The organism is Mariniflexile sp. HNIBRBA6329 (genome assembly GCF_043558645.1).
In the GTDB taxonomy this organism is placed as follows: Bacteria; Bacteroidota; Bacteroidia; order Flavobacteriales; family Flavobacteriaceae; genus Mariniflexile.
Genome location: NZ_JBIFXS010000010.1, coordinates 103,043 through 127,034, shown reverse-complemented (window position 1 = coordinate 127,034; position 23,992 = coordinate 103,043). Strand labels below are relative to the sequence as shown.

Below are 23,992 nucleotides of genomic sequence, written 5' to 3'. Positions count from 1 at the left end.
TATACAACGGTGTACGCCAAAACATTGAGAAAATGAGTGGTTACGAAAATCAAAGTACCGCTATACAAAACCGATGGGTAGCAGAAGGCCAACAAACTTCAATTCCAAGAGCTACTTGGGGAGACCCTTTAGGGAATGCATCATTTTCTAGCAGATGGATTGAAAATGGTTCATACTTAAGGCTTAAAACACTTGTGGTATCATATGATATTGATATAGAATCAAACTACATAAAATACATGAAACTGTATGCAAGTGGAAATAACCTATTTACTATTACAGATTACCTAGGTTACGATCCTGAGTTTAGTGCTACTTCGTCTATTTTTGGACAAGGTGTTGATATAGGTCTTATGCCTCAATTCATGACAGTACAAATAGGATTGCGTTTAGGACTATAATGATTAAAAATTTTAGAGTTAAAAAAATGAAAACAATGATCAAAAATATTAGGAACAATTACTTTTTAGGTGCTATAAGTATTCTATTCTGTTTTACTTCTTGCCAAGATTTTGTTGAAGTAGATCCACAAGATAAATTAAATAGCGATCAGGTTTATCGCGATATATTTGATGCAGATGCAGCCGTAGTTGGTATTTATGGTAAACTTATGGGGCTTGCGGAAAAACATGTAATCCTTAACGAATTAAGAGCAGACCTACTTAGTCCAACCATTAATGCTAATTTAACTCTACAAGAATTAAATGAGCATTCCGTAACTATAGATAATCCATATGCCAACCCTAAAGATTTTTATGAGGTAATCAATTTATGCAACGATGTCCTTAAAAACTTTAAAGCTATGGCTGCAGATAATAGAATGGATGTTGATGAATTTAATGAGCGCTATTCTGATATTGGTATTTTACGCAGCTGGCTATATTTACAATTAGGCATGCACTATGGGCAAGTTCCTTATATTACTGATCCAATTGAAGATATTAATGACATACAAAACCTTAACCAGTACACTCGAATCCCTTTTAATCAATTAATTGATGAATTGGTAAACTTTGCTGAAAGTTTACCATATACAGACACATATAGTGCTGGTAGTACATTACTTATTAATGTAGATGGTTATAATACTGCTAAATTTTTCATTAACAAAGAATGTGTTTTAGGCGATCTACAATTATGGAAAGGCAATTATGCGCAAGCAGCAAGCCACTACAAAATGGCTATGGAAACAGGCACCGGTAGTGGAGATCTATCATTTCTTTTCGACACTTATCGTGTTAAATACGCTGAAGTAGCAACAAATAATGATTTAGCTGTAGGGTATTTAAGATTTAGAGAACAAGACGCTAGATCATTAGTAGATAACAACACACAAGGTTGGAGGTCTATTTTTGCGAGAGAAAAAGATGTTTTATGGAATACAGAGTGGATTTGGTCTTTACCATTTGATACTGATTTTGCGCCTAAAAACCCATTTATAGATCTGTTTTCTAATCAAGGTGGAAAATATTTAGTAAAACCCTCACAAAACGCTATGAGCCTTTGGGATGACCAAGTACAACGTAACGGCTTTCCATATGATGCAAGAGGACAAAAATTCTCTTACAACATCATTAATGGTCAACCTGTTATCATGAAATATTTATATCGCTATCTTAATTCTACAACTAAAACACCCATTGATTTATTTGTTAGAGATGGAGATTGGCTACTTTATCGTGCTGCAAAGCTTCATTTACGCTATGCAGAAGCAGCTAACCGTGATGGTGAACACCGTTTAGCAAATGCCCTATTGAATTTTGGTCTTCAAGCTGAGTATACAGTAGATGGAGAAACAGATGTAACCAATATCGAACAGACCAAACTTCCGTTCCCATATAATTTTGATGCTAGACAAGGCGATTTCCCTTACTTCCGTGGAGATTGGCACCGTAATGGAGGAATACGTGGCCGTGCGTATGTTCAAAGAGCTGCAGTGGTAGGAGACAGTTTAATTTCTATTGAGAATAATCTTATTAAAGAAGCTGCTTTAGAGTTAGCCTTTGAAGGTGACCGTTGGGGAGATTTAGTACGCATAGCTTTAAGACGTAACGACCCTGCTTTTTTAGCTGATAAAATTTACGATAAATTAGTTAAAGAAGGCAATCCAAAAGCTAATGAAGTACGTACCAAGTTAATGAACATTGATAATTGGTACTTGCCTTTCAATTGGAGAAAAGAAGAATAAACAAAATACAGCCAATTACTTAATGTATGCGGTCTAAAATTTGATTTATAGCAATATAAATCAAATTTGTTTGTAAAAGATAACTTAACAAAGTTTATTATTTAGATAGATTTTTAGACCAATAAATTAAAATTCATTAATTTATTGGTCTAAAAATCTATTTTATTAAACCCAATTTAAAATCGACCATATCAATTAATCCTTAGAATCATATTTGAAACTTTTCATAATTAGGATTTCAAATTTTGATGATTCTAAAATTATTAACTTAAAAATAATGCTATGCTAAAGAAATACTTAACTATTATTACAATTCTGTATGCCAGCATATTTTCATATGCAACAGATTATTATGTGGCACCAACTGGCAACGATGCAAATAGCGGAGATATAAATAACCCAGTTGAATCTATTAAAAGAGCACAACAATTAGCCAGTTCTGGGGATACTGTTTATATAAGGGGAGGACTTTATACCATGAGAGAAGACCAAATAGCACAATACTTTAGCATTTGGGCGTACGTAACCAAACTAGATAAAAATGGTATAAACTATTTTGCTTATCAAGATGAAAAACCCGTTTTTGATTACCAAAATATTAAACCTGCCAACTACCGTATTACAGCATTTTATATTAATGGCAGCAACATACATATTAAAGGCATTGAAGTAATTGGTGTACAAGTGACTATAACAACCCATACACAATCTGAATGTTTTGAAATTCAAGGTAGCAACAATACACTAGAAAATATTAGCATGCACAATAATATGGCCATTGGTGTATACATCTTACGAGGTTCCAACAACCTAATACTAAATTGTGACGCTTACGAAAACTATGATTCGGTTTCTGAAGGTGGTACAGGAGGCAACGTTGATGGTTTTGGCTGTCATGTAAGAAATGGAGATACCGGCAATGTTTTTAGAGGTTGTCGCGCATGGTTTAATAGTGATGATGGATTTGATTTAATCAATTCGGGCGAACCTGTTTTAATAGATCACTGTTGGGCTTTCTACAATGGTTACTCAGTAGGGTTTGTATCTCGTGGTGATGGCACCGGGTTTAAAGCTGGTGGCTATGGAAAAGGTGGCACACCCTACAACGATATTGTAAATAGATATGCCCCCATTCCAATGAACACTATTCAGTTTTGTATAGCCGTTAGAAATAGACTTCGTGGGTTTTATTCAAACCATCATTTAAATGGTAATAAATGGTATAATAATACTGCCTATAGAAATCCTGTAAATTATAACATGCTTAATTGTAAAGCATTAAACCCTACAGATTTTGCTACCGATGTTCCTGGTTGGGGCCATATAATGGCTAACAACCTTGGTGGTGGTGCAACTTCGCAAGAGTTAACAGATATAGATAAACCCAAATGCACATTAAACAATAATTATTTTGATTTACCTGTAACCATTACTGGCGCTGATTTTATAAGCTTTGATGATACAATATTAATGGCTCCTAGGCAAGCAGATGGCAGTCTTCCTGATACCGATTTTATGAAATTAGCCCCGGGCAGCGATCTTATTGATGCTGGTTTTGATGTTGGCTTTTCGTATAATGGTTCTGCGCCAGATTTAGGGTATTCTGAATCGGATAGTGGTTTAAGTACCAAAGAATTTGCAGCGGAACTAGGAATGAGTAATTATCCAAATCCGTTTTCAAAAGAAACCAAGATCCAATTCAATTTAAAACAACCTTCTAAAATTGGAGTGTCTATTTATAATTTAATGGGGGTAAATGTTTTTGATATAAAAGAAAAAGCTTATCCAAGCGGTAAAAATTCAATCATATTAAACAGAAACAAGTTAGCGTCGGGTAATTACTTATTAGTTTTAAAAGGAAACAATAACCAAAGAAGCAGCAAACTGGTTACTGTTCAATAATTCTTAATAATTTAAAAATCGCTATAATGTATTTTTAATAGATAAATTAGTTTAACCCCATTGAGTTTAATTTAATAATTTTTAATCTAAATGAAAAACCTCTTTTAGGGGTTTTGCAACTGGTGAATTGTCTGGATTGGTATCCATAATATCTGCCATATATGCCCACCATTTTTTTACAATGGGATGGTTTGGCAAATAAGCTTCATCAAAATCTTGACTTATTTTTTGAACCGCAAAAAGCGTTAAGGTTTCTTCATCTAAAAAAATACTATAATCTTGAATACCGGTTTCTGAAAGTAGTGTTGCCAACTCTGGCCAAATTTCATCATGACGTTTTTTATACTCTGTTTCAAAACCCGATTTTAATTTCATTTTAAAAGCGTTTCTTTTTGTATTGCTCATTTTTTAGATGGTTTAAGATTAATATAAACAGGATTATTTCTATTGCAAACTATTTCACCATTTACATATTCCAATTCGGCTACTTGAATTGAACTTCTTCGTGTTTCGTAGGTGTCTTGTCCTTTGTTTTCTAATAATCTTCCTGGATGCGTAAAATAAAACACATAGGCTTTATTTCCATTTACAATAACATCAGGGTGCCCCCCTATTACGGCATCGTCCACCCCTGTACCCGGAATTTGCAAGATGTTGTGTTCTTGACGGATCCAATTAATAAAATCTTCTGATGAATAGACTCCCAAACCTTTCCAAGCATCATTAACCATCCAATTTTTACCTTTCCATGTAAATACTTTAGGGCCTTCCCCCCTATCCTTCACAACTTTCTTACCACTATCAACCCACTGGTATAAATCATCGCTATCGGCGTAATAAATGGATTTTCCATCGTTTTCATTGTTGTAATACATACGCCATCTACCATTTGGTAATTGAAAAACAGAAGCATCAATACAGCGATCTGAAGCTAATTTTAATTGTGATTGAAACTTCCAATCGGTTAAATTTTCACTTGTTAAATGGATGATGTAACGCGGATGGTACCAATCTTCAAAAATACCAGGAACGATAGTTAAATACATATGATAAACACCTTTATGTTCAATAACATCGGGTGCCCAATGGGTAACATCTTTAATTTGATAGTTTATATTACAGGTATCCTTATAAGTCCAATGTGCACCATCATAGGATTCTGCTATACCAATTCTAGTACCGTGTACCCAAGCTACACCGCTAGCGGTAGTATCTTTAGCACGTCTATTGGTGTAAAACATAAACCACTTTTTCTGGTGTTTATTCCAAATAATGGAAGGGTCGGCAGCCCCATCAAAAACCGGGTCTCTAAACAAAGGCTTGTCTGCAATATTGTTTTTTTTAGCTTGGTCAATTTTTTGAGCATAACAGGATAAACAGCATAGCATTAAAAATAGGTAAGCAAATTTTAATTTCATTTAGAGTTTCTGTTTATTTCAATTCTACGTTTACCGTTTTATCGTCTTTAGCAAATTGCTTATTTAATAATTGTTTCATTGTTGAAGTAAGGTCGTCATCTTTATCTATAACATTTTGCTTTTCTTCCGGGTCGATTTCTATATTGAAGAGTTCATATATTGGTGGTGAATTATCTTTGTTACGGGTTCTAATAATTTTCCATGGTTTATGTATCAAACTTTCTTGTTTATGTCCTCTAATGTAGATATCGTGATTTGTTTCGGTTTTTGAATTCAAAATTGATGGCCATACATTAACCCCTTCAACATCTTTAGGGATCTTTTGATTAACCAATGAAAGAATAGTTGGCATTACATCTGAAACCGACATGTAACTTGTATTTGTTTGAGGTTTTAAATGGTTTTTCCAATACATAATTGCTGGTACACGAATAGCACCTTCATAGTTTGAAGATTTCCAATCCCGTAAAGGATAATTACTGCCCAAAACAGGGTTTGGTTCAAATTTGCCATCATATTGATATTCTGGATACCAATTTTCCATAGCTCCGTTATCACTTATGAAAATAACCAAAGTATTGTCTTCTAAATTTTGTTGCCTTAAAGTTTCTAAAACCAATCCTATACTGTAATCCATGTGTGCCATGGCCGCCGCAAAATCTCTTCGCGAATCATCTTTGATAGTTTCTAAATAAGGTTCTTTCCACTTATCTTCTTCTTGCAAAGGAAAATGGGGCGCACTATATGCCAATTGTACATAGAAATTTTTAGTGGTATCACGCTTTTCTGTTAACCAAGTTATAGCTTCATTAGTTACTAAATCGGTGGTATGCCCTTCTTCTTCAATCATGGTATCGTTTCTATACCAACTGGCATCTCCATTTTTATACCTGTGGGTATATTGGTCTATTTGCCCATGTAGAAACCCGTACGAGTAATCGAAACCAAAAGCGTTTGGTCCATTAGAAATATCAAGTCCTAAATGCCATTTTCCAAACAGTGCGTTTTGATAATTCTGTTTTTTTAATGCTTGCGGAAGTGTTGTTATAGAATCGGGAAGTGTTTTGTTGCTTTTACCACTAATAGGAGCCACAATACCTATTCTACTTGCTGGCATTCCTGTTAATAATGATACGCGCGACGGTGAACAGGTTGGGTTTGCATAAAACCTGTTTAGTTGTACACCGTTTTTTGCTAGCCAATCTACATTTGGGGTGCTAATTTCAGAACCATTGTACCCCACATCGTTCCAACCAGCGTCATCGGCAATAATTACTAAAATGTTTGGCTGCTTTTGTTTTACTACTTCTTTTGGAATCTGTTTACAAGAAAACATACTACAAAAAGAAATTATAGAAAAAACAACAGGCAAAAACAATTTATACTTCATTTTAAAATGAATATTATTTTTTTAATTTCAATTGTAAAGAACTATCGTTCATTTCAAACTCATTGTCTTTTAATAACATAATAACTTCTGCTCCTGCCAGTAGTACAGGTCCATATCCATGAGCTGCAAAAACATTAATAGGTCTGTAATAATAAAAAGCAGGATCAAACCCCATACCTGTTCCAACACAAGTACCTTCAACTTGCCCTTTGTCATTTACTTTTGATTCAACAGCATTCCAACCAAGTAATACTGCTGGAGCATACGCTAATCCATCAATATATCCTCGGTTTATGGCTCTCGCAATGGAATACGTATATATGGCTGTTGCTGAAGTTTCAAGATAAGTATCATTTCTATCTAAAAGTTGATGCCAAAATCCTGTTCCGTCTTGGTATTTAACTAAACCCGCAATATGAGCCTCTAATTGAGACAGAACTTCTGAATAACCCGGATGCTCTTTTGGTAATACTTCCAACAATTCTACCATTGCCATAACCGCCCATCCATTAGCACGTGCCCAGTGGAACTGAGGATGAACACTCATAGATTGAACCCAACCATGCATGTATATACCTTTTTCTTGATTGAACATCCTTTTTGAAAACTGATTTACCTGTTTTACAGCGTCATCAAAATACTTTACGTCTCCTGTATATTTACCCATTTGGGCCAGTGCAGGCACACTCATAAACATATCATCAAGCCATAAAGTATTGTCTTGTGGTCTATTTCTAGCTAAAGTACCATCTTCTAGCCTAAATTGTTTGTTACTAATAAAGTCAATATAATTATTGACCAACGGGTCTATGTTTGCTTTTAAACCATCTTGTTTAGCTTTTATAAATGCAGCACAAAGTGCACCTGCAAAGTCTAATGCTTCTGGATGCAGCGTTTTAAGCATATCTGGATCTTTAATATTTTTTGCTGGATAATTTTCAGCTATATCTGTTATTAATTTTATTCGTTTGTTTGAATAATCTGCATAATAATTTTCACCTGTAGCTTTAGAAGCCAATAACATACCCGCATAGGTTACTCCCCACTCATAACTTGTAAGTCTAAAAGCTCCAGGCGCAAAGGTTATATCTATGTCCTTTTTTTTATAATCTGTAATTTCAGCTTTAGTAGAGGCATTAATAATTTTGCTAGCACTATTATCTTCTAAAAAGTTGTAAACCCTGTCTAAAACCGCTTTTACAGCCTCTCTTTGAGGAACCACATAAGGCGTTGGGTAATCTGGCTGAAGCGTATGTAACGGTGATGTTGCATCGGTAAGTTGAGCATTAGCATTTATTGCCGTTAATAAACAGCAAAAGATTACATTCTTTATTGTTGTTTTTAAATACTTCATAATACCTTTTTGTTAAATGTTTTAATGATTTTTTTAAAATTTCCAGTAGTTATATGCTGCTGAAATATGCTGAGCATGACCTAAAATAAACGATATGGTATAAAATGGTTGTTTTAATAAACTCAATCTAGATTTACTTAAGAAAACCATTTTCAATCAATTAATTACAAATATACCTTATCGTTATTTTAATAGTATCCTGTGCTTTACTGTATTCAAAATAAATTTAAAAAAAGCGCTATGGAAAAAAATACCATAGCGCTTCAACAAACTTAAACAAACTAATTTTTTAATAAAAAGGATTTTGCATTTCAGTTTTTTCTGCGGCAGTTAATGGACGACCATCTTTAAAAACGGCATCAAGGAATTGCTGAGGAAGCGCTCTTAAAACATGAAAATCCTTAATATTTGGTTCAGCATCTATATTATATGCCTTAGCTCTTTCTACTAAGGTTAGAGTTCTACTCAAATCTTCCCAACGGTGAAATTCGCCACAAAGCTCTCTAGCGCGTTCATTTAAAATCAAACAAAGCATACGGTCATAATTAGAAGTGTACCCTAACTTAGTAATTACTGCTTCATCTTCTGCTGGCAAACTAGAAATACTTGTTATGTTTAAACTAGTAGCAGCAGTTGTAACAGGAATGTTGTTAGATTCGTAATATGAATTTTCAGGCATAAAAGAAACAGCTCTTGTTCCTTGTCCAGCTGCTGTCCAAGCTGCAGACCCATCTGTATAAGCAGCACGATCTTCACCTGATTTGTAGGTAGCCCGATTACGAACAGTATTTATGTAAGATAAGGCATCATTAAAGGCACCTGTACCTAATTGAGCTAAACGAACTTTAGCTTCGGCAGCAAATAAATAGGTGTCGGCAGAACGTGCTAAAATGATATCACGACTTCCTTTTGTAGCATTAAAATCAAGTCTAGACCCATCCATATACTTACTTAAAGAAGGGAATCTTACATCACTCGACAAACCATTTCTATTATTTATAAATGAATCACCAGCATAGGCAACAAATACTGTAGGTATTGTTTTTCCGGTCTTTGAGTAAACTATAGTATTGTCATTTCTGGTAAGAGAAAAACGAGTATCTGAAGGCGTGTTGATGATATACATAAAACCTAAGTCACCATTAACATAATAATTTCCCGATCTATTATTTACCGCACCTTTTGTCTGGAAACTTTTCCAGAAACGAGAATCGTTTACTTTGTCAAAAACATTAAAAGTGAAATAAGTGGGTGCTAGACGGCTAAATGGCCTGCCACCAGCTGTATTACGAATCATTTGTGGCAATTGATCGTAGGTAGATATAAAGTATAAGTGTTGTTGATTACCTCCAGTTGTTGATTGGTTTGAATTAAAATCGGCAGATAGAATTAACTCAGAGAGTTTTTCATTGGCACCGTTTGCTGCTTTAAAATCCCATAAATTAACAAAGTTTGGCGCTAAAGGATGGCGAGATATAACATCATCTGCTAATGTAACTACTTGTTGTAAATCTGCAGCTTTTGTTGCAGAGTTCCAGGAATCGTTAATTTCACTAGCTCTGGATAAATAGGCTTTTGCTAAATAATGTGCAGCTGCATCTTTTGTAATTTTATTAGGACCACCTGTATTGGCTAATAAATTATAAGCTTGGTTGAAGTCATCAATAATTTGAGTGTAAACTTCTTGAGGAGTAGCTCTTGTGTATTCTAATTCAACAGTATTACTAACCGTTAATTTTAAAGGTACGCCTCCATACTGTCTTACCAATTTTAAATAATTATAGGCTCTCATAAAGTAGCCTTCACCTAAAGCTACTTTTTTAATTGCATCATTAGTTGAAACTATGTTAGTAGCTGACTGAATTAATTGATTAGCATTACCAATACCTATGTATAAATTGTTCCAATTTGTTTCCGCAGCTACGGTATTTGAGTTTGATACGGTTACAAACGATCCAAAACCAGCTTCGTAAGAATTCCATAATCTATTTGAAGGGTCACCTCCAAGACGAAATTCATCTGTTCCAGATTCATTTGCAGTTAATGGAACTTCTCTATTCATATCTAAAGCAAAAACTTGGTAGTAAGTGCCAACAGATAAGTCTAGTATGCCTTGTTCAGTATTTAAATAAGATTTACTGTATGCATTATCGTAATTTTCTTCAAGAAAATCTTGATCGCATGATGTGCTAAGTGCTAAAGAAGCGACTAGCATTAAATTTATATATAATGATTTATATTTTTTCATGATTTGTTTTTTTAAAAATTTTTCTTAGAATTGAACATTTAAACCAAAAGTAAATCCTCTGTTAGAAAAACTAGTTCCCGTGTCTAAATCTATAAAATCTACTTTAGAAAAAATCATCCCTGGATTTGTTGCTTGTAAATAAAATCTTAATCTGGAAAGACCTATTCTTTCTAAAGTACTTTCATCAAAGTTATATCCTAAAGATATATTACGTATTTTTAAGAAAGAGCCGTTTTTGTAGCCTAAAGTACCGTTGTAAACATCTCCGGTACCTGCAGAGAAAATAGGTTTTTGATATTCAGCATCCGTATTATCATCTGTATAATAGTCAAGTTGTCTTTGGCTAGTTTTTCCACTTAAGTTTTCACCCCCAGCATTGTATATATACCCCATACGACCATACACAAAAACAGATAATTCAAGATTTTTATAATTAAAGGTGTTTGTTAAACCAAGAATATATTTAGGCTCTGTACTTCCAATAATAACACGATCGTTATTAGCATCAATTAAGTAATCGCCGTTTTGGTCAACAGGTCTTGCATTACCAAATGTAAAAACAGTTCTACCAGCGGCATCATTAAATTTTTGCATTTCCACAGCATCCTCAGGTCTCCAAATACCATTCGATTCAAAGCCATAAATTACACCTTGAGGCTGGCCTATAAAACGGTTATTAACAATATCATCAAACGCACCATTTTGTAATTCTGTAATAGCGTTTTGTTGCCATGAAGCACTTAAGTTAGAACTCCACTCAAAATTTTCAGTTCTTACATTCACAGTATTTAAGGTAAGTTCAATACCTTCACCTTCAGTTTGTCCAATATTAGCAGTAGTATTTGTAAAACCACTTACACTTGGAATTGCTCTTGCTAAAAGTAAATCATTGGTTTGGCTGGTGTAATATTCTAAACTTCCAGAAACTCTGTTTTTAAAGACACCAAAATCGATACCGTAGTTATATTGTGTTGTTCTTTCCCAACCTAATTCAACATTACCTAGCTTTGCATTGTTATTAACACCAGAAAATGTTGAGTATAATACTTGTGTTAGTGCTGGCTGCGTTTCATAAGCATCTACAGCAGCATTACCAACCACACCATAACCAGCTCTTAGTTTTAATTGATTTAACCAAGAAACACCTTGTAAAAAGTTTTCTTTGTCTAAACGCCAGCCAATAGATGCACTAGGAAAATAATCACCTTTATTCCCTTCTGCTAATTGTGAAGCAGCATCATAACGAATAGATGCTGTTAGAAGGTACTTATCATCAAAGCCATAGTTAATTCTACCCATGTATGAGAATAACCCAGTTTCTAAAAAATTTGATGAATGGTTTAGTAATGGACCATTTGCAGGAATTAAGGCATTCCATTTGAATTTCGATACTGGTACATTTTGCGAAGACATGGCACTTGACTCTTCTGCGTATTGCGTTTTACTTTGTAATAGCGTTAACCCAAAATCGTGTTTGCCGAATGTTTTGTTATAAAGCAGTAAATTATCTAAAGTATATGAAACTAATTGTTCTTTATTTAACGAAGCAAAACTGGTGCCTGAACGTGCTGAAGATTGACCATCTAAAAACACACCATTACGGTATGATGTTAAATCTGGACCAAAATTCACACGGTATTTTAAACCTGATAATGCAGGAATAAGTCCACCAAAATCTAATTGCGCATAAAAACTACCAAAAGCACGTATGGTTAAACGTTGATCTTGTGATAATTTATGCTCGTCTAAAACATTTCTAATAGTAGAATCTGCACCTGGGTTTTGAATTCTATTACCATTAGCATCTAAAGGAAAAGCATAAGGAAGATTTTGTCTTGCAGTATTATAAATACCCGCAGATGTTGCTACAGCCGATCTACCTACGGTTGATTGACCAAATTCAGTTTCCCCATAACTAACATTAAGATTAACCCCCATTGAAAACCAATCGGTCGGTGTAATATCAACATTAGCAATACCTGTATAACGTTTGAAGCCTTGTCCTTTTAAAGTACCTGTGTTATTAATGTATCCAAAAGACCCATAGGCTTTCATTTTTTCAGTACCACCACTAACACTTAATGTTTGCTGTCTGGTAATGCCAGTTTGGGTTACAAATTTAGCCCAATCGGTTGTAGTTAATTTAGAACCGTCCCAAGTGCCACCAGCCCATCCTTTCTCGATGTTTGCCCACGCAGTAGGATCACCAGTATCAAAAAATATAATACGGTCATTAGCAATGGTTGGTGCATTTCCTTTTGGGAAAACTGTTGGGGTTTCGTAATGTTTCGCCCAACGACGTAACTCAATATAGTCGCCAGCACTCATTATTGGCGCTCTTTCAAAAATTCGTTCTGTTGTAACAGCAGTGTCGAAATTTAGGGTGAACTTCCCGCTTTTACCTTTTTTAGTTGTTACAATAATAACCCCATTAGCTCCACGCGATCCAAAAATGGCGGTTGCAGAAGCATCTTTTAATACGTCTATAGATTCGATATCTACTGGATTTATAAAATCAATACCTCCAGAATTTAAAGGGATACCATCAACAACATAAAGCGGGCTGTTTGATCCAGTGATAGAACGATTACCACGAATTCTTATGGTTCCTACTTGACCTGGTCTCTCATTTGAAGAAATGTCGATACCAGCAGCTTTACCCTGCATAGCTTCAACAGCGTTATTTACAGGACGAGATGCGATATCTTCAGAGTTTACACTAACAAGCGCTCCTGTAACGTCCCTTTTCTTTTGAACGCCGTACCCAACTACTACAACTTCGTCTAATTGAGACGCATCTTCCTCTAATGCTATACTGTAACTGGATTTTGAATCCACTTTAATTTCAGTTGTTTTCATTCCTAGAAATGAAATCACTAAAACATCTCCTGGTTTAGATTGCAATGTAAAATTACCATCAAAATCTGTTTGCGCTCCTGTAGTAGAATTTTTAATAATCACATTTACTCCAGGAAGTGGAATGCCACTGGCATCCGTTACTTGTCCGTTAATAGTTTTTACTTGGGCAGATACTGTAAACCCAGAAAAAACTAAAGAAAGGCAAATCAAATACTTTAAAAATGATTGTTTCATAAATAATTTAGTTTGTTAGTTAATAAATAGTTTGTTGGTTGTGTAGTTTCAACTGTTTTAGAAATGAATGGCTTAATTATTATCAACTATTATCCACAATAAACGGTTATTATAAACAATTGCTAAGCAATAAAAAGTATACATTATTTCTTAAAGAATATCTTTCAAGGCTATCGAACCTCAAAAAATTAAAAAATAGAACGGAGAAAAAAATATGATTTCATAAGCGGTTTAATTGGTATTTTTATAGCTTAATATAACTAACCAAATTACTAATTAATTTTTGACCAAACTATCCTGTACTTACCTGCCTTTATCGCCTAGTTTTCAGTTTGTTACAACAAAAACACAGAATTAAAAAACTAATTATTTGTTAATCAATATGTTAGTTTAACAAAATATTAATAAAATTGTAAGATTTTTTTTAAAAAAATGTTAATAAATTGTCTTTTTTATAAAATAATAATTATTTTGTTGTCATATTTATAGATTTGATAAATTATATTTAAAGATATCTCAATCAATAAAATTCAAATATTAAAACAGGATGCCACAGGATAGCATTTATTAGGTTAGGTTCTATTTTTACTAAATCCTAAAAAGCATTAACTAAAGGATTTATGAAAACAACTAAAACACTACTACTTATCTTAATCTCCATAATATTTTCATGCAAAAAAGAAGATGCTCATATTAAAATAATCGAAATACAAGTTGAAGCACCTTTCGAAATGCCCACTATTAAAATACCTGATTTTAGTAACTGCAAGCAATTTTTAATTACCGATTTTGGTGCTGTAAAAGGCGATAAAGAAGCTACTAGTAAAGCTATTCAACAAGCCATAGACAAAGCTAATAGCATTGGCGGCGGCATTGTAATAATTCCTGAAGGCGAATGGCTTACTAAAAAAATTCATTTAAAAAGCCATGTTAATCTGCATTTAAAAAAAGATGCGGTGTTGCTTTTTTCTGAAAAGCCTGAAGATTATCTACCAGCAGTTCATACAAGCTGGGAGGGTATGGAGTGCTATAACTATTCGCCCCTTATTTATGCTTACCAATGTAAAAACATTGCCATTACTGGTCAAGGGAAACTAAAAGCCAAAATGGATGTATGGAAAGTGTGGTTTGCACGCCCAAAACCACATATGAATAGTTTGAAAAGACTTTACAATTTAGCATCTTACAACAAACCTGTTGAAGAACGTCAAATGGTAAACGACACTGCAAATTTTCGTCCACACTTTATTCAGTTTAACCGTAGCGAAAACATTTTACTAGAAGGTGTTTCAATTGAAAATAGCCCGTTTTGGACCATTCACCCTTACCTTTCAAAAAACGTGGTTATTCGTAATATTAAAGTAAAAGCACACGGCCATAACAATGATGGTGTAGACCCGGAAATGAGTCAAAACATTTTGATAGAAGATTGCATTTTCGACCAAGGTGACGATGCTATTGCTGTAAAATCCGGAAGAAACCAGGATGCTTGGCGATTAAACACGCCCTCAAAAAACATTGTGATGCGAAATTGCACCATGATAAATGGCCACCAATTATTGGCAATTGGTAGTGAACTATCTGGTGGTATTGAAAACGTATTTGTTGAAAACTGTAATGTAGTTGATGGTGCTAAAATGTTTCATTTGGTATTTATAAAAACCAACGAACGGCGCGGTGGTTATGTAAAAAACATCTATGTTGATAATATAAAAGCAGGAGCCATACAAAACGGTATACTTGGCATTGAAACCGATGTGCTTTACCAATGGCGCGATTTAGTACCAACTATTGAAAGAAGGTTAACGCCCATACATGATGTGCATCTTACTAATGTATCGGCCACTAAAACAGAATTTTTATCACGCATTTTAGGTCAAGAAGAACTTCCTATAAAAAATATTTTCTTAAACAATGTGACGGTCGATTCCATTAGCAATCAAAAACACATTCATGAACATGTTATTAATTTTAGTGAGTTACCAAAAATTAAATAACATAAGCCAACTACAACCTAAATGTCAGTCTGAGCTTGTCGAAGACTTTATAAAAAGAAACATTTCGACAAGCTCAATGTGACTAATAGTACATAATTGACTTTTTAGAATGATTAGACCCAACGGGTTAACATATATAAATAAAGACAAATAAATTTACAGGATGCCACAGGATAGAATTAATTCCCGCAAATTATATTTTTACTAAAATTAAAATGTTACCTGTTATCCATACAAAAAAACTTAATACATTAAAAGATGAAACTTATTAAAACGCTCCTTTTATTATTAATTTCAATAAGTTTCTCTTGTAAAGGAAAACTATCAAAATCGGATGTTGTTACAGACACCAAAACAACTAAAATGGAAATTCCAGTTATGGAAACAAGCAAAGCTAGTTCACTAGTTAATGTTTGGATAGATTCTACTACTGGGCATAAAATTGAAAAATTGGTAACCAGAACTGGTGATAACCGTAGTTTTTACTTTCATAACAATCCTTTTTTAAAATCAAAAGACGGAAAAAGCGATTTAATGATTTTCTCTGGGAGCACAGAAACCGGTAACCAATTCTTTTCTATCAATTTAGAAACCAAAGCTATTGACCAAATTACAACACAAAAAGGCAATAAAAGAGGCGAAATTGTTGGCACAAAAACAAGAAAAGTATTTTACATGGTAAAAGATAGTATTTTTGCAACCCATGTTGATACTCATGAAACTGAATTCATTTACAAATTTAATGATGATATTATAGGATCAATCACCAGTTTAAATGCCAATGAAACTTTATTAGGTGGCGCTTTAATAACTAAGGAAGAGAATGATATCTTCAAAAAGAATCCTAAAAAATCGGATTATTTTGATAAGATTTACGAAGCTAAACTTGAAAGAAGCCTCTTTACCATCCATGTAAACACCAAAGAATTCAACAATATATATTCTGAAAACGCTTGGTTAAACCACATTCAATTTTCTCCAACAGATCCCGATTTATTAATGTATTGCCACGAAGGACCATGGCATAAAGTTGATAGAATTTGGAATATCAATTTAAAAACCAAAAAAACCGAATTAATTCACAAAAGAACAGTTTACAGAGAAATTGCGGGTCATGAGTTTTTTAGTCCTAACGGAAAAACCATTTGGTTCGATCTTCAAATTCCTAGAGGCGAAACCTTTTATTTAGCAGGAAAACATTTAGACTCGGGTGAAGAAACCAGATATGCATTAAAAAGAGACGAATGGTCTATTCACTTTAACATATCACCCGATTTAAAAACCTTTGCAGGCGATGGTGGCGATGAAGGTCAAGTGGCACATGCTAAAGATGGCATGTGGATTTACCATTTTACCCCAAAAGGAGATAGTTTAGTTTCAAAAAAATTGGTGAACATGAAAAATCATGATTACAATTTAGAACCTAATGTGCATTTTTCACCTAATGGAAAACAAATTATTTTTAGAGCCAATTTTGAAGGAACCACTCAAATTTATGCTGTTGAAATTGAAAAACCTACCTTATAAGTTTCAGAACAACCCATATTTATATTCAATTAGAAAAGTTTATTTTTAGAAATCAATACATATTAAAGCATTAAATAAATGAAAATCAAGCCTAATCATGTACTCCTGTTTTTAGCCTTTATAACTTTATTCACCTGCAAAGTGAATGACCAAGACAAACCGTCGCCTTGGCCAGAGCAAAACAATGTAACCAAGCCTTGGACACGTTGGTGGTGGATGGGTAGCGCTGTAGACAAACCCAATATTAAATCGAGTTTAATTGACTTTCATAAAGCTGGTATTGGTGGTGTAGAAATAACCCCCATTTATGGAGTAAAAGGACAAGAAGACAACTTTATTGATTATTTATCGCCTAAATGGATAGACATGTTAGGCTATACTATTAAAATAGCAGATAGTTTGGACATGCAAGTTGATATGGTTTTAGGTACCGGTTGGCCTTATGGTGGCCCTCAAGTTACTGCTAACTATGCTGCAACAAAATTATTGGTAGATACCTATGAACTAAAAAAAGGAGAAACATTTAACAAAGATATTGTTGCGAAAAACGACAAAAACAAAGACATCGCTCAACTAATAAATGTTTTAGCCTACGGCAACGACTCAACTTACATAGATTTAACATCAAATTTAAAAGGAAACCATTTAGAATGGAAAGCAACCAACAGCAATTACACCATTTATACGGTTTTTGCAGGTAAAACTGGGCAACAGGTTAAACGTGCTGCGCCTGGTGGAAGTGGCTATACCTTAGACCACTATTCATCTGAAGCATTATTCACTTATACCGAACCTTTCAATAAAGCACTTAAAGAGTTCCATGGTAAATTGCGCGCTATTTTTAATGATAGTTACGAAGTATATGGAACCGACTTTACCCCTATGTTTTTTGGAGAATTTGAAACACGCAGAGGTTACGATTTAAAACCCTTTTTACCTCAATTATTAAGTAATGAAGATACCGAAATTGGTAATAGAATAAAAAGTGACTACAGAGAAACCATATCAGATTTACTGTTAAATAAGTTTGATATACCTTGGACTAATTGGGCGCATTTTAAAAATTTTAAAACAAAATTACAAGCTCATGGGTCGCCCGGAAATTTAATAGACTTATATACCTCTGCCGATATTCCAGAATGTGAAACATTTGGTTCAATGCCCTATGACATCCCAGGGTTTAGACGTGAACAAGAAGATATAAGAGAAGGCGATGCCGACCCAGTTATGTTGAAATTTTCATCATCGGCGGCACATATTTCAGGCAAACCTCTAACCTCTTCTGAAACCTTTACATGGTTGCGCGACCACTTTAAAACAGCCTTATCCCAATGTAAGCCCGAAGTTGAAGATTTACTTTTAAACGGCATCAACCATGTGTTTTTACACGGTTCTACCTACTCGCCAAAAGAAGCCGCTTGGCCAGGGTGGAAATTCTACGCGTCGGTTAACTTTAACGCAACCAATACCATTTGGGAAGATGTGCCTTCTTTATTTTCTTATATAGCAAATTGCCAATCGATGCTTCAATCAGGAAAGCCAGACAATGAAACTTTACTCTATTGGCCCATTTATGATACATGGGGCAAAAATTTAGGAGGTAATTTATTTTTCCAATTTAAAATCCATTCATTAGATGAGTGGTTGCACGATACTCCATTTTACAAGACAACAAAGAAATTAATGGAAAACGGCTATGGTGTCGATTTTATTTCAGATAGTTTTATCGCACAAGCTACTTTTAAAGACGGACTTATTGTACTTCCAGGAGGTAATTATAAATCGCTGGTCATTCCACATTGCGAAAAAATGCCGATGGCAACTTTAGAAAAATTGATTGCCTTAAAAAATGCAGGAGCATCTATTATTTTTGAAGGTTTGCCAAATTCCGTTCCTGGATTTCATAATTACGAAGCACAAAACTCAAAATTATCACAATTGATTTCAAAAAACAGCAGCATTTTAAACCTAACTTCAAACGTGTTTAAAGATTTAGAAACGGCGAAGGTTTACCCAGAAACTTTAGTTAAAACAGGGTTGAAATTTATTAAAAGAGATGTTGATGGCGAAAAAATATACTATGTAGTCAACCATACTTCTAAAACAATCGATGATTATATTCCGCTGGCAATAAAAAACAAAGAGGTCATCATTTTAGATCCTTTAACCAAAAAATATGGCAATGCCATTGTAAAAAAAGAAACCAATGCAACCTTAGTAAAGCTTCGTATAGAACCTGGACAATCGTACATTCTTAAAACTGAAAACACAAAATCTTATCAAAATTGGAATTACTTTAAAGTCAACGGAAACCCCATAGAACTAAAAGGCAACTGGCAAATTAACTTTATAAAAGGTGGTCCAGAATTACCTCCATCGGCAAACATAAACACTTTAAAATCTTGGACAACCTTAAGCCCACAAGCCGAATCTTTCTCCGGAACCGCACTTTACACCTTGGAATTTAACGCACCAAATGTTGATGCCGACAATTGGAAATTAAACCTAGGTGATGTTAGGGAAAGTGCCAAGGTTTGGCTTAACGGTAATTATATTGGAGACCTTTGGTCTGTACCTTTCAGCATCAATTTAGGGCAACTTAAAAAAGGAAAAAACAAATTAAAAGTACAAGTTACCAATCTTGCCGCCAATAGAGTTCGCGCCAAAGAAATGAGAGGTGAAGAATGGAAAATTTTCTACGAAATAAATATGGTAGATAAAGATTATAAAAAATTTGATGCTACCAAATGGCAGCCTATGCCTTCTGGTTTATTAGGTCCCATTTCAATAACACCTTTAAGAGAAACTGAATAAAATTAAAACATTATAAAATGAAAAAAACACTCTTATTTATAAGCTTAAGCTTTTTAGTCGGACAAATTTTGTTCGCACAACAACCTTTTAATAAAAAAGAGGTATTGGCTCAAATGGAATTAGCCAACAAATACTTCATGGAAAAATGGCCAGATGTGGGCAAAACCATAGTAACCAACAAAGAACGCCCAAGTAATATTTGGACCCGTGGCGTATATTATGAAGGGTTGATGGCATTGCATGAAATATACCCAAAAGAGGCATATTACAAATATGCTTATGACTGGTCTGAATTCCACAATTGGGGCTTTAGAAACGGTAACGCAAACCGTAATGCAGACGATTATTGTGCGGCACAAACCTATATTGATTTGTACAATTTAGAACCAGACGCTAAAAAGTTAAAAAACACAAAAGCTTGTATAAATATGCTACTTAACACGCCTCAGTTAGATGATTGGTCGTGGATAGATGCCATACAAATGGGCATGCCTGTTTTTGCAAAATTAGGTGTTCTGGAAAACGATAATCGTTATTATGAAAAAATGTACGACATGTATATGTACACTAGAGACAAACATGGTGATAATGGACTATATAACCCAAAAGACGGACTTTGGTGGCGCGATGCAGATTTCGATCCGCCTTATACAGAACCTAATGGCGAAGATTCATACTGGAGCCGTGGCAATGGTTGGGTTATTGCGGCATTAGCAAAAACCTTATCCATAATTCCTGAAGATGCTCCTCACAGGGAGCAATATATGATCGATTTAAAATCGATGGCAGAAGCATTAGTACCTATCCAGCGAAAAGATGGTTTTTGGAACGTAAGCTTACACGACCCAAAACATTTTGGTGGCAAGGAAACCTCTGGTACTGCATTATTTGTTTACGGTATGGCTTATGGTGTTAACAATGGTATTTTAGATAAAGTAAAATATTTACCTGTAATTGAAAAAGCATGGAATGCCATAACTAAAGAAGCACTGCACACTAACGGTTTTTTAGGCTTTTTACAATCAACAGGAAAAGAACCTAAAGATGGGCAACCATTATCGTATGATAAAATTCCAGATTTTGAAGATTATGGGTTAGGGTGTTTTTTATTGGCGGGTGCTGAAATTTATAGATTACAATAAATTATGAACTATTTAGTTTTTATCTGTTCGCTATTTTTCGGATATACAATAACAGCGAAAAATGCATCTACAGAAAATACTAACACAAACAAATTGCCTGATTTTGAGATTTTCACATCTCAAAATCAGGCAATCATTTTATACAATAAAAATAAAAGTAAGCTAGATTCTATTACTGCTCATTTGTTAGCAGAAGATATTTTTAAGGTTACCAATTACAAGCCTGAAGTTATTACAAATATAAACCAAGCTAAAGGCAACGTTATTGTCATTGGAACTATTAATTCCAAACTTATTGCTTCATTTATAAACAAAAAAAACATAAAAACAGGATTTGAGAACCAATGGGAAAGCTATCTCTTTAAAACCGTTTTAAATCCAAATAAAAAGATAAAAAAAGCTTTTATTATAGCTGGAACCAATCCAAGAGGCACTGCTTATGGCGTGTTTTCAATTTCAAAAAAAATAGGAGTATCACCTTGGTATTGGTGGGCAGATGTTCCTGTTAAACAAAGTAAGAAACTCATTTTAAACCAAACCGACTATTACAGCAATGCGCCTTCGGTGGCGTATCGTGGTATTTTTTTAAATGATGAAGATTGGGGCTTGCAACCCTGGGCAGCCAAAACCCTTGAACCCGAAACAGGCGATATTGGTCCCAAAACATATTCAAAAATTTTCGAATTATTATTGCGCTTAAACGCCAATACCATTTGGCCCGCAATGCACCCAAGCACTAAAGCTTTTTTTCATTATCCTGGCAACGCTAAAATGGCAAGCTTATACAATATCGTAATTGGTTCATCACACGCTGAACCTATGTTGCGAAATAATGTAGATGAATGGGATAAAAATAAATTTGGAAGTTTTAATTATAAAACTAATAAAGACAACGTTTACAATTATTGGGAAACCCGTGTAAAGGAATCAAAGAATATTGATGCCATTTACACCATTGGCATGCGCGGTGTGCACGACAGCGGTATGGAAGGCGTAAAAAACAACAACGAAGCCGTGGCTGTTTTAGATGAAGTTATTACCGACCAACGACAGCTTTTAAAAACATATATAAATAAAAAGGTTGAAAAAATTCCGCAAGCATTTACCGTCTATAAAGAGGTTTTAGATTTATACAAAAACGGACTTAAAGTCCCTGAAGACATTACCCTTGTTTGGACGGATGATAACTATGGATATATTCGAGCTTTAAGCAACACCGAAGAGCAAAAACGTGCTGGAGGTGCTGGCGTTTATTACCACATATCGTATTGGGGAAGACCACATGATTATTTGTGGCTAGATAGCACTAACCCATTTTTGATACAAGAAGAAATGATGAAAGCTTACAACCTAAATAACCGAAAAATTTGGATTGTAAATGTAGGCGACATCAAACCTGCAGAATATAACACCCAATTGTTTTTGGATATGGCCTATGATACTGAAGCGTTTCAAAATCCAGAATACATCATACAACATCAACACCAGTTTTATGGCGATATTTTTGGTGATGAATTTGCTGAAAACATAACCAAAATTAAAGATGTTTATTTTCAATTGGCTTTTGAACGTAAACCTGAATTTATGGGTTGGAGCCAAACGGAACCCACAACCCAAATATTTAACACAGCATATAACCCGTTTGGGAATGGTGATGAAATCCAGCAACGTATAGACGCTTTCAACACCATTGAAAACCAAGTTAAAACTATAGACACACAATTGCCAGAACATTTAAAAAGCACGTTTACACAATTGGTGAGTTATCCTGTTGAAGCTTCTTCTGCAATGAACAAAAAATTCCTATATAGAGATAAAGCTTTAAGTTATGCAAAACAAGGCCGTTTAAGCGCATCGACATATAAAGAATTATCTAACAAAGCATATGAAAATATAATGTCTTTAACAGAAAATTACAATCAATTATCTAACGGAAAATGGCAGGGTATTATGGATATGAAACCCCGAAAACTTCCTGTTTACGATAATCCTTCCATAGCATTAGAAGAAAGCGCATCAAAAGACATCATTGGAATTTCAGTTGAAGATACATTGACCACATCAAATGGAACATTTCGTTTACCAACTTTTTATGTTGGAGATACATCCCCTTATTTTATAGACCTCTTTTTAAAAAATTCGAATGCTGCAAATTGGCAAATCAGTAAGCTTCCTATTTGGATAAAAGTGACTAAAACCTCTGGCGTTTTTGATATTTCAAAATCACTATTGGAAGACAGAATTTATGTTTCTATGGATTGGAGTGCGTGGAAAGCTTCAGGTGAACCAAATTCTGAAAGCATAAAAATTCAATTAAATTCTGAAGTTAAAAACATTCAAATAAATATTTCAAATAGTTATAAAAATATTACTGAAAATAGCTTCATTGAAAAAAACGGAATGGCTGTTATTTATGCAAATCATTTTTCTAAAATCGAAAATAAGGACGATTTAAATTGGGAAAAGCTAGACGGTTTGGGACATTCAAAATCGGTTATGCAAGCATTTCCGTTACATGCCAAACCAGTAATAAATCATAAAAATGCACCTGCACTATATTATGAAATTTTCACGGAAACTATTACAAACAATGCACAACTTACACTTGTTGCCATACCAACACACCCAACAACTACAGATGGTGAACTTCGCGTAGCCGTTCAATGGAATGACGAACCTATTCAAATTATTAATTTTAAAACTGAAGGCAGAAGTAACACCTGGAAACAAAATGTACTTAGCAATAAGGCCAAGATACAAATACAAGTTCCTATACATGAGGAAGGGAAACAAGTACTTAAAATTTATATGGTAGACCCTAGCGTGCTGTTAGACTATTATGTGCTCAACACAACTAGCAACAGTTCAATCCCTTATAAATTAATGCCCGAAACTAAAATAAACACTTTAAAAGATTAA

13 protein-coding genes and 1 pseudogene are annotated in these 23,992 nt (G+C 34.2%); 8 read left to right on the top strand and 6 right to left on the bottom strand.

The window, feature by feature from the left end; genetic code table 11:
- From ACGK9U_RS12020 to ACGK9U_RS12010, 3 genes and pseudogenes are all read left to right on the top strand, one after another.
- Window positions 1-401: pseudogene (locus ACGK9U_RS12020) on the top strand (SusC/RagA family TonB-linked outer membrane protein); the annotation flags it as partial.
- A 35-nt stretch (window positions 402-436) separates the two neighbouring features.
- Window positions 437-2,188, top strand: a complete 1,752-nt coding sequence (locus ACGK9U_RS12015) for a RagB/SusD family protein (protein ID WP_394466622.1) — start codon at window positions 437-439, stop codon at window positions 2,186-2,188.
- Between the two features lie 282 nt (window positions 2,189-2,470).
- On the top strand, window positions 2,471-4,090 hold the full coding sequence (locus ACGK9U_RS12010; RefSeq protein ID WP_394466621.1) for a T9SS type A sorting domain-containing protein: 1,620 nt from the start codon (window positions 2,471-2,473) through the stop codon (window positions 4,088-4,090).
- Between the two features lie 81 nt (window positions 4,091-4,171).
- Here ACGK9U_RS12010 and rhaM read toward each other — a convergent pair whose 3' ends face one another.
- The 6 genes from rhaM to ACGK9U_RS11980 all read right to left on the bottom strand — a co-directional run bounded on the left by rhaM (window position 4,172) and on the right by ACGK9U_RS11980 (window position 13,593).
- The gene (gene rhaM / locus ACGK9U_RS12005; protein WP_394466620.1) at window positions 4,172-4,495 is read right to left on the bottom strand and encodes an L-rhamnose mutarotase; all 324 of its coding nucleotides are present in this window, start codon (window positions 4,493-4,495) and stop codon (window positions 4,172-4,174) included.
- Entirely contained in the window at window positions 4,492-5,508 is a 1,017-nt protein-coding gene (locus tag ACGK9U_RS12000) for a family 43 glycosylhydrolase (RefSeq protein ID WP_394466619.1), read from the bottom strand. The genes rhaM and ACGK9U_RS12000 overlap by 4 nt, the downstream gene beginning before the upstream one ends.
- A 13-nt stretch (window positions 5,509-5,521) precedes the next feature.
- Window positions 5,522-6,898 (bottom strand): sulfatase, encoded by a 1,377-nt coding sequence (locus ACGK9U_RS11995; protein WP_394466618.1) that lies wholly within the window; start codon window positions 6,896-6,898, stop codon window positions 5,522-5,524.
- 13 nt (window positions 6,899-6,911) lie between these two features.
- The gene (locus tag ACGK9U_RS11990; protein WP_394466617.1) at window positions 6,912-8,252 is read right to left on the bottom strand and encodes a glycoside hydrolase family 105 protein; all 1,341 of its coding nucleotides are present in this window, start codon (window positions 8,250-8,252) and stop codon (window positions 6,912-6,914) included.
- Between the two features lie 289 nt (window positions 8,253-8,541).
- Window positions 8,542-10,500 (bottom strand): RagB/SusD family nutrient uptake outer membrane protein, encoded by a 1,959-nt coding sequence (locus ACGK9U_RS11985; protein WP_394466616.1) that lies wholly within the window; start codon window positions 10,498-10,500, stop codon window positions 8,542-8,544.
- 24 nt (window positions 10,501-10,524) lie between these two features.
- Entirely contained in the window at window positions 10,525-13,593 is a 3,069-nt protein-coding gene (locus tag ACGK9U_RS11980) for a SusC/RagA family TonB-linked outer membrane protein (protein WP_394466615.1), read from the bottom strand.
- A gap of 620 nt (window positions 13,594-14,213) precedes the next feature.
- Between ACGK9U_RS11980 and ACGK9U_RS11975 the strand changes: the two genes are divergently transcribed.
- From ACGK9U_RS11975 to ACGK9U_RS11955, 5 genes are all read left to right on the top strand, one after another.
- Window positions 14,214-15,590: a glycoside hydrolase family 28 protein gene (locus ACGK9U_RS11975; protein WP_394466614.1), complete on the top strand. Its 1,377-nt coding sequence runs from the start codon at window positions 14,214-14,216 to the stop codon at window positions 15,588-15,590.
- A 258-nt stretch (window positions 15,591-15,848) separates the two neighbouring features.
- Window positions 15,849-17,117 (top strand): oligogalacturonate lyase family protein, encoded by a 1,269-nt coding sequence (locus tag ACGK9U_RS11970; RefSeq protein WP_394466613.1) that lies wholly within the window; start codon window positions 15,849-15,851, stop codon window positions 17,115-17,117.
- Window positions 17,118-17,195: 78 nt separating this feature from the next.
- Window positions 17,196-19,931 carry a glycosyl hydrolase gene (locus tag ACGK9U_RS11965; RefSeq protein ID WP_394466612.1) on the top strand — a complete coding sequence of 912 codons (2,736 nt, stop codon included), beginning with the start codon at window positions 17,196-17,198 and terminating at the stop codon, window positions 19,929-19,931.
- Window positions 19,932-19,948: 17 nt separating this feature from the next.
- Window positions 19,949-21,073, top strand: a complete 1,125-nt coding sequence (locus ACGK9U_RS11960; protein WP_394466611.1) for a glycoside hydrolase family 88 protein — start codon at window positions 19,949-19,951, stop codon at window positions 21,071-21,073.
- Between the two features lie 3 nt (window positions 21,074-21,076).
- On the top strand, window positions 21,077-23,992 hold the full coding sequence (locus ACGK9U_RS11955; RefSeq protein ID WP_394466610.1) for a glycosyl hydrolase 115 family protein: 2,916 nt from the start codon (window positions 21,077-21,079) through the stop codon (window positions 23,990-23,992).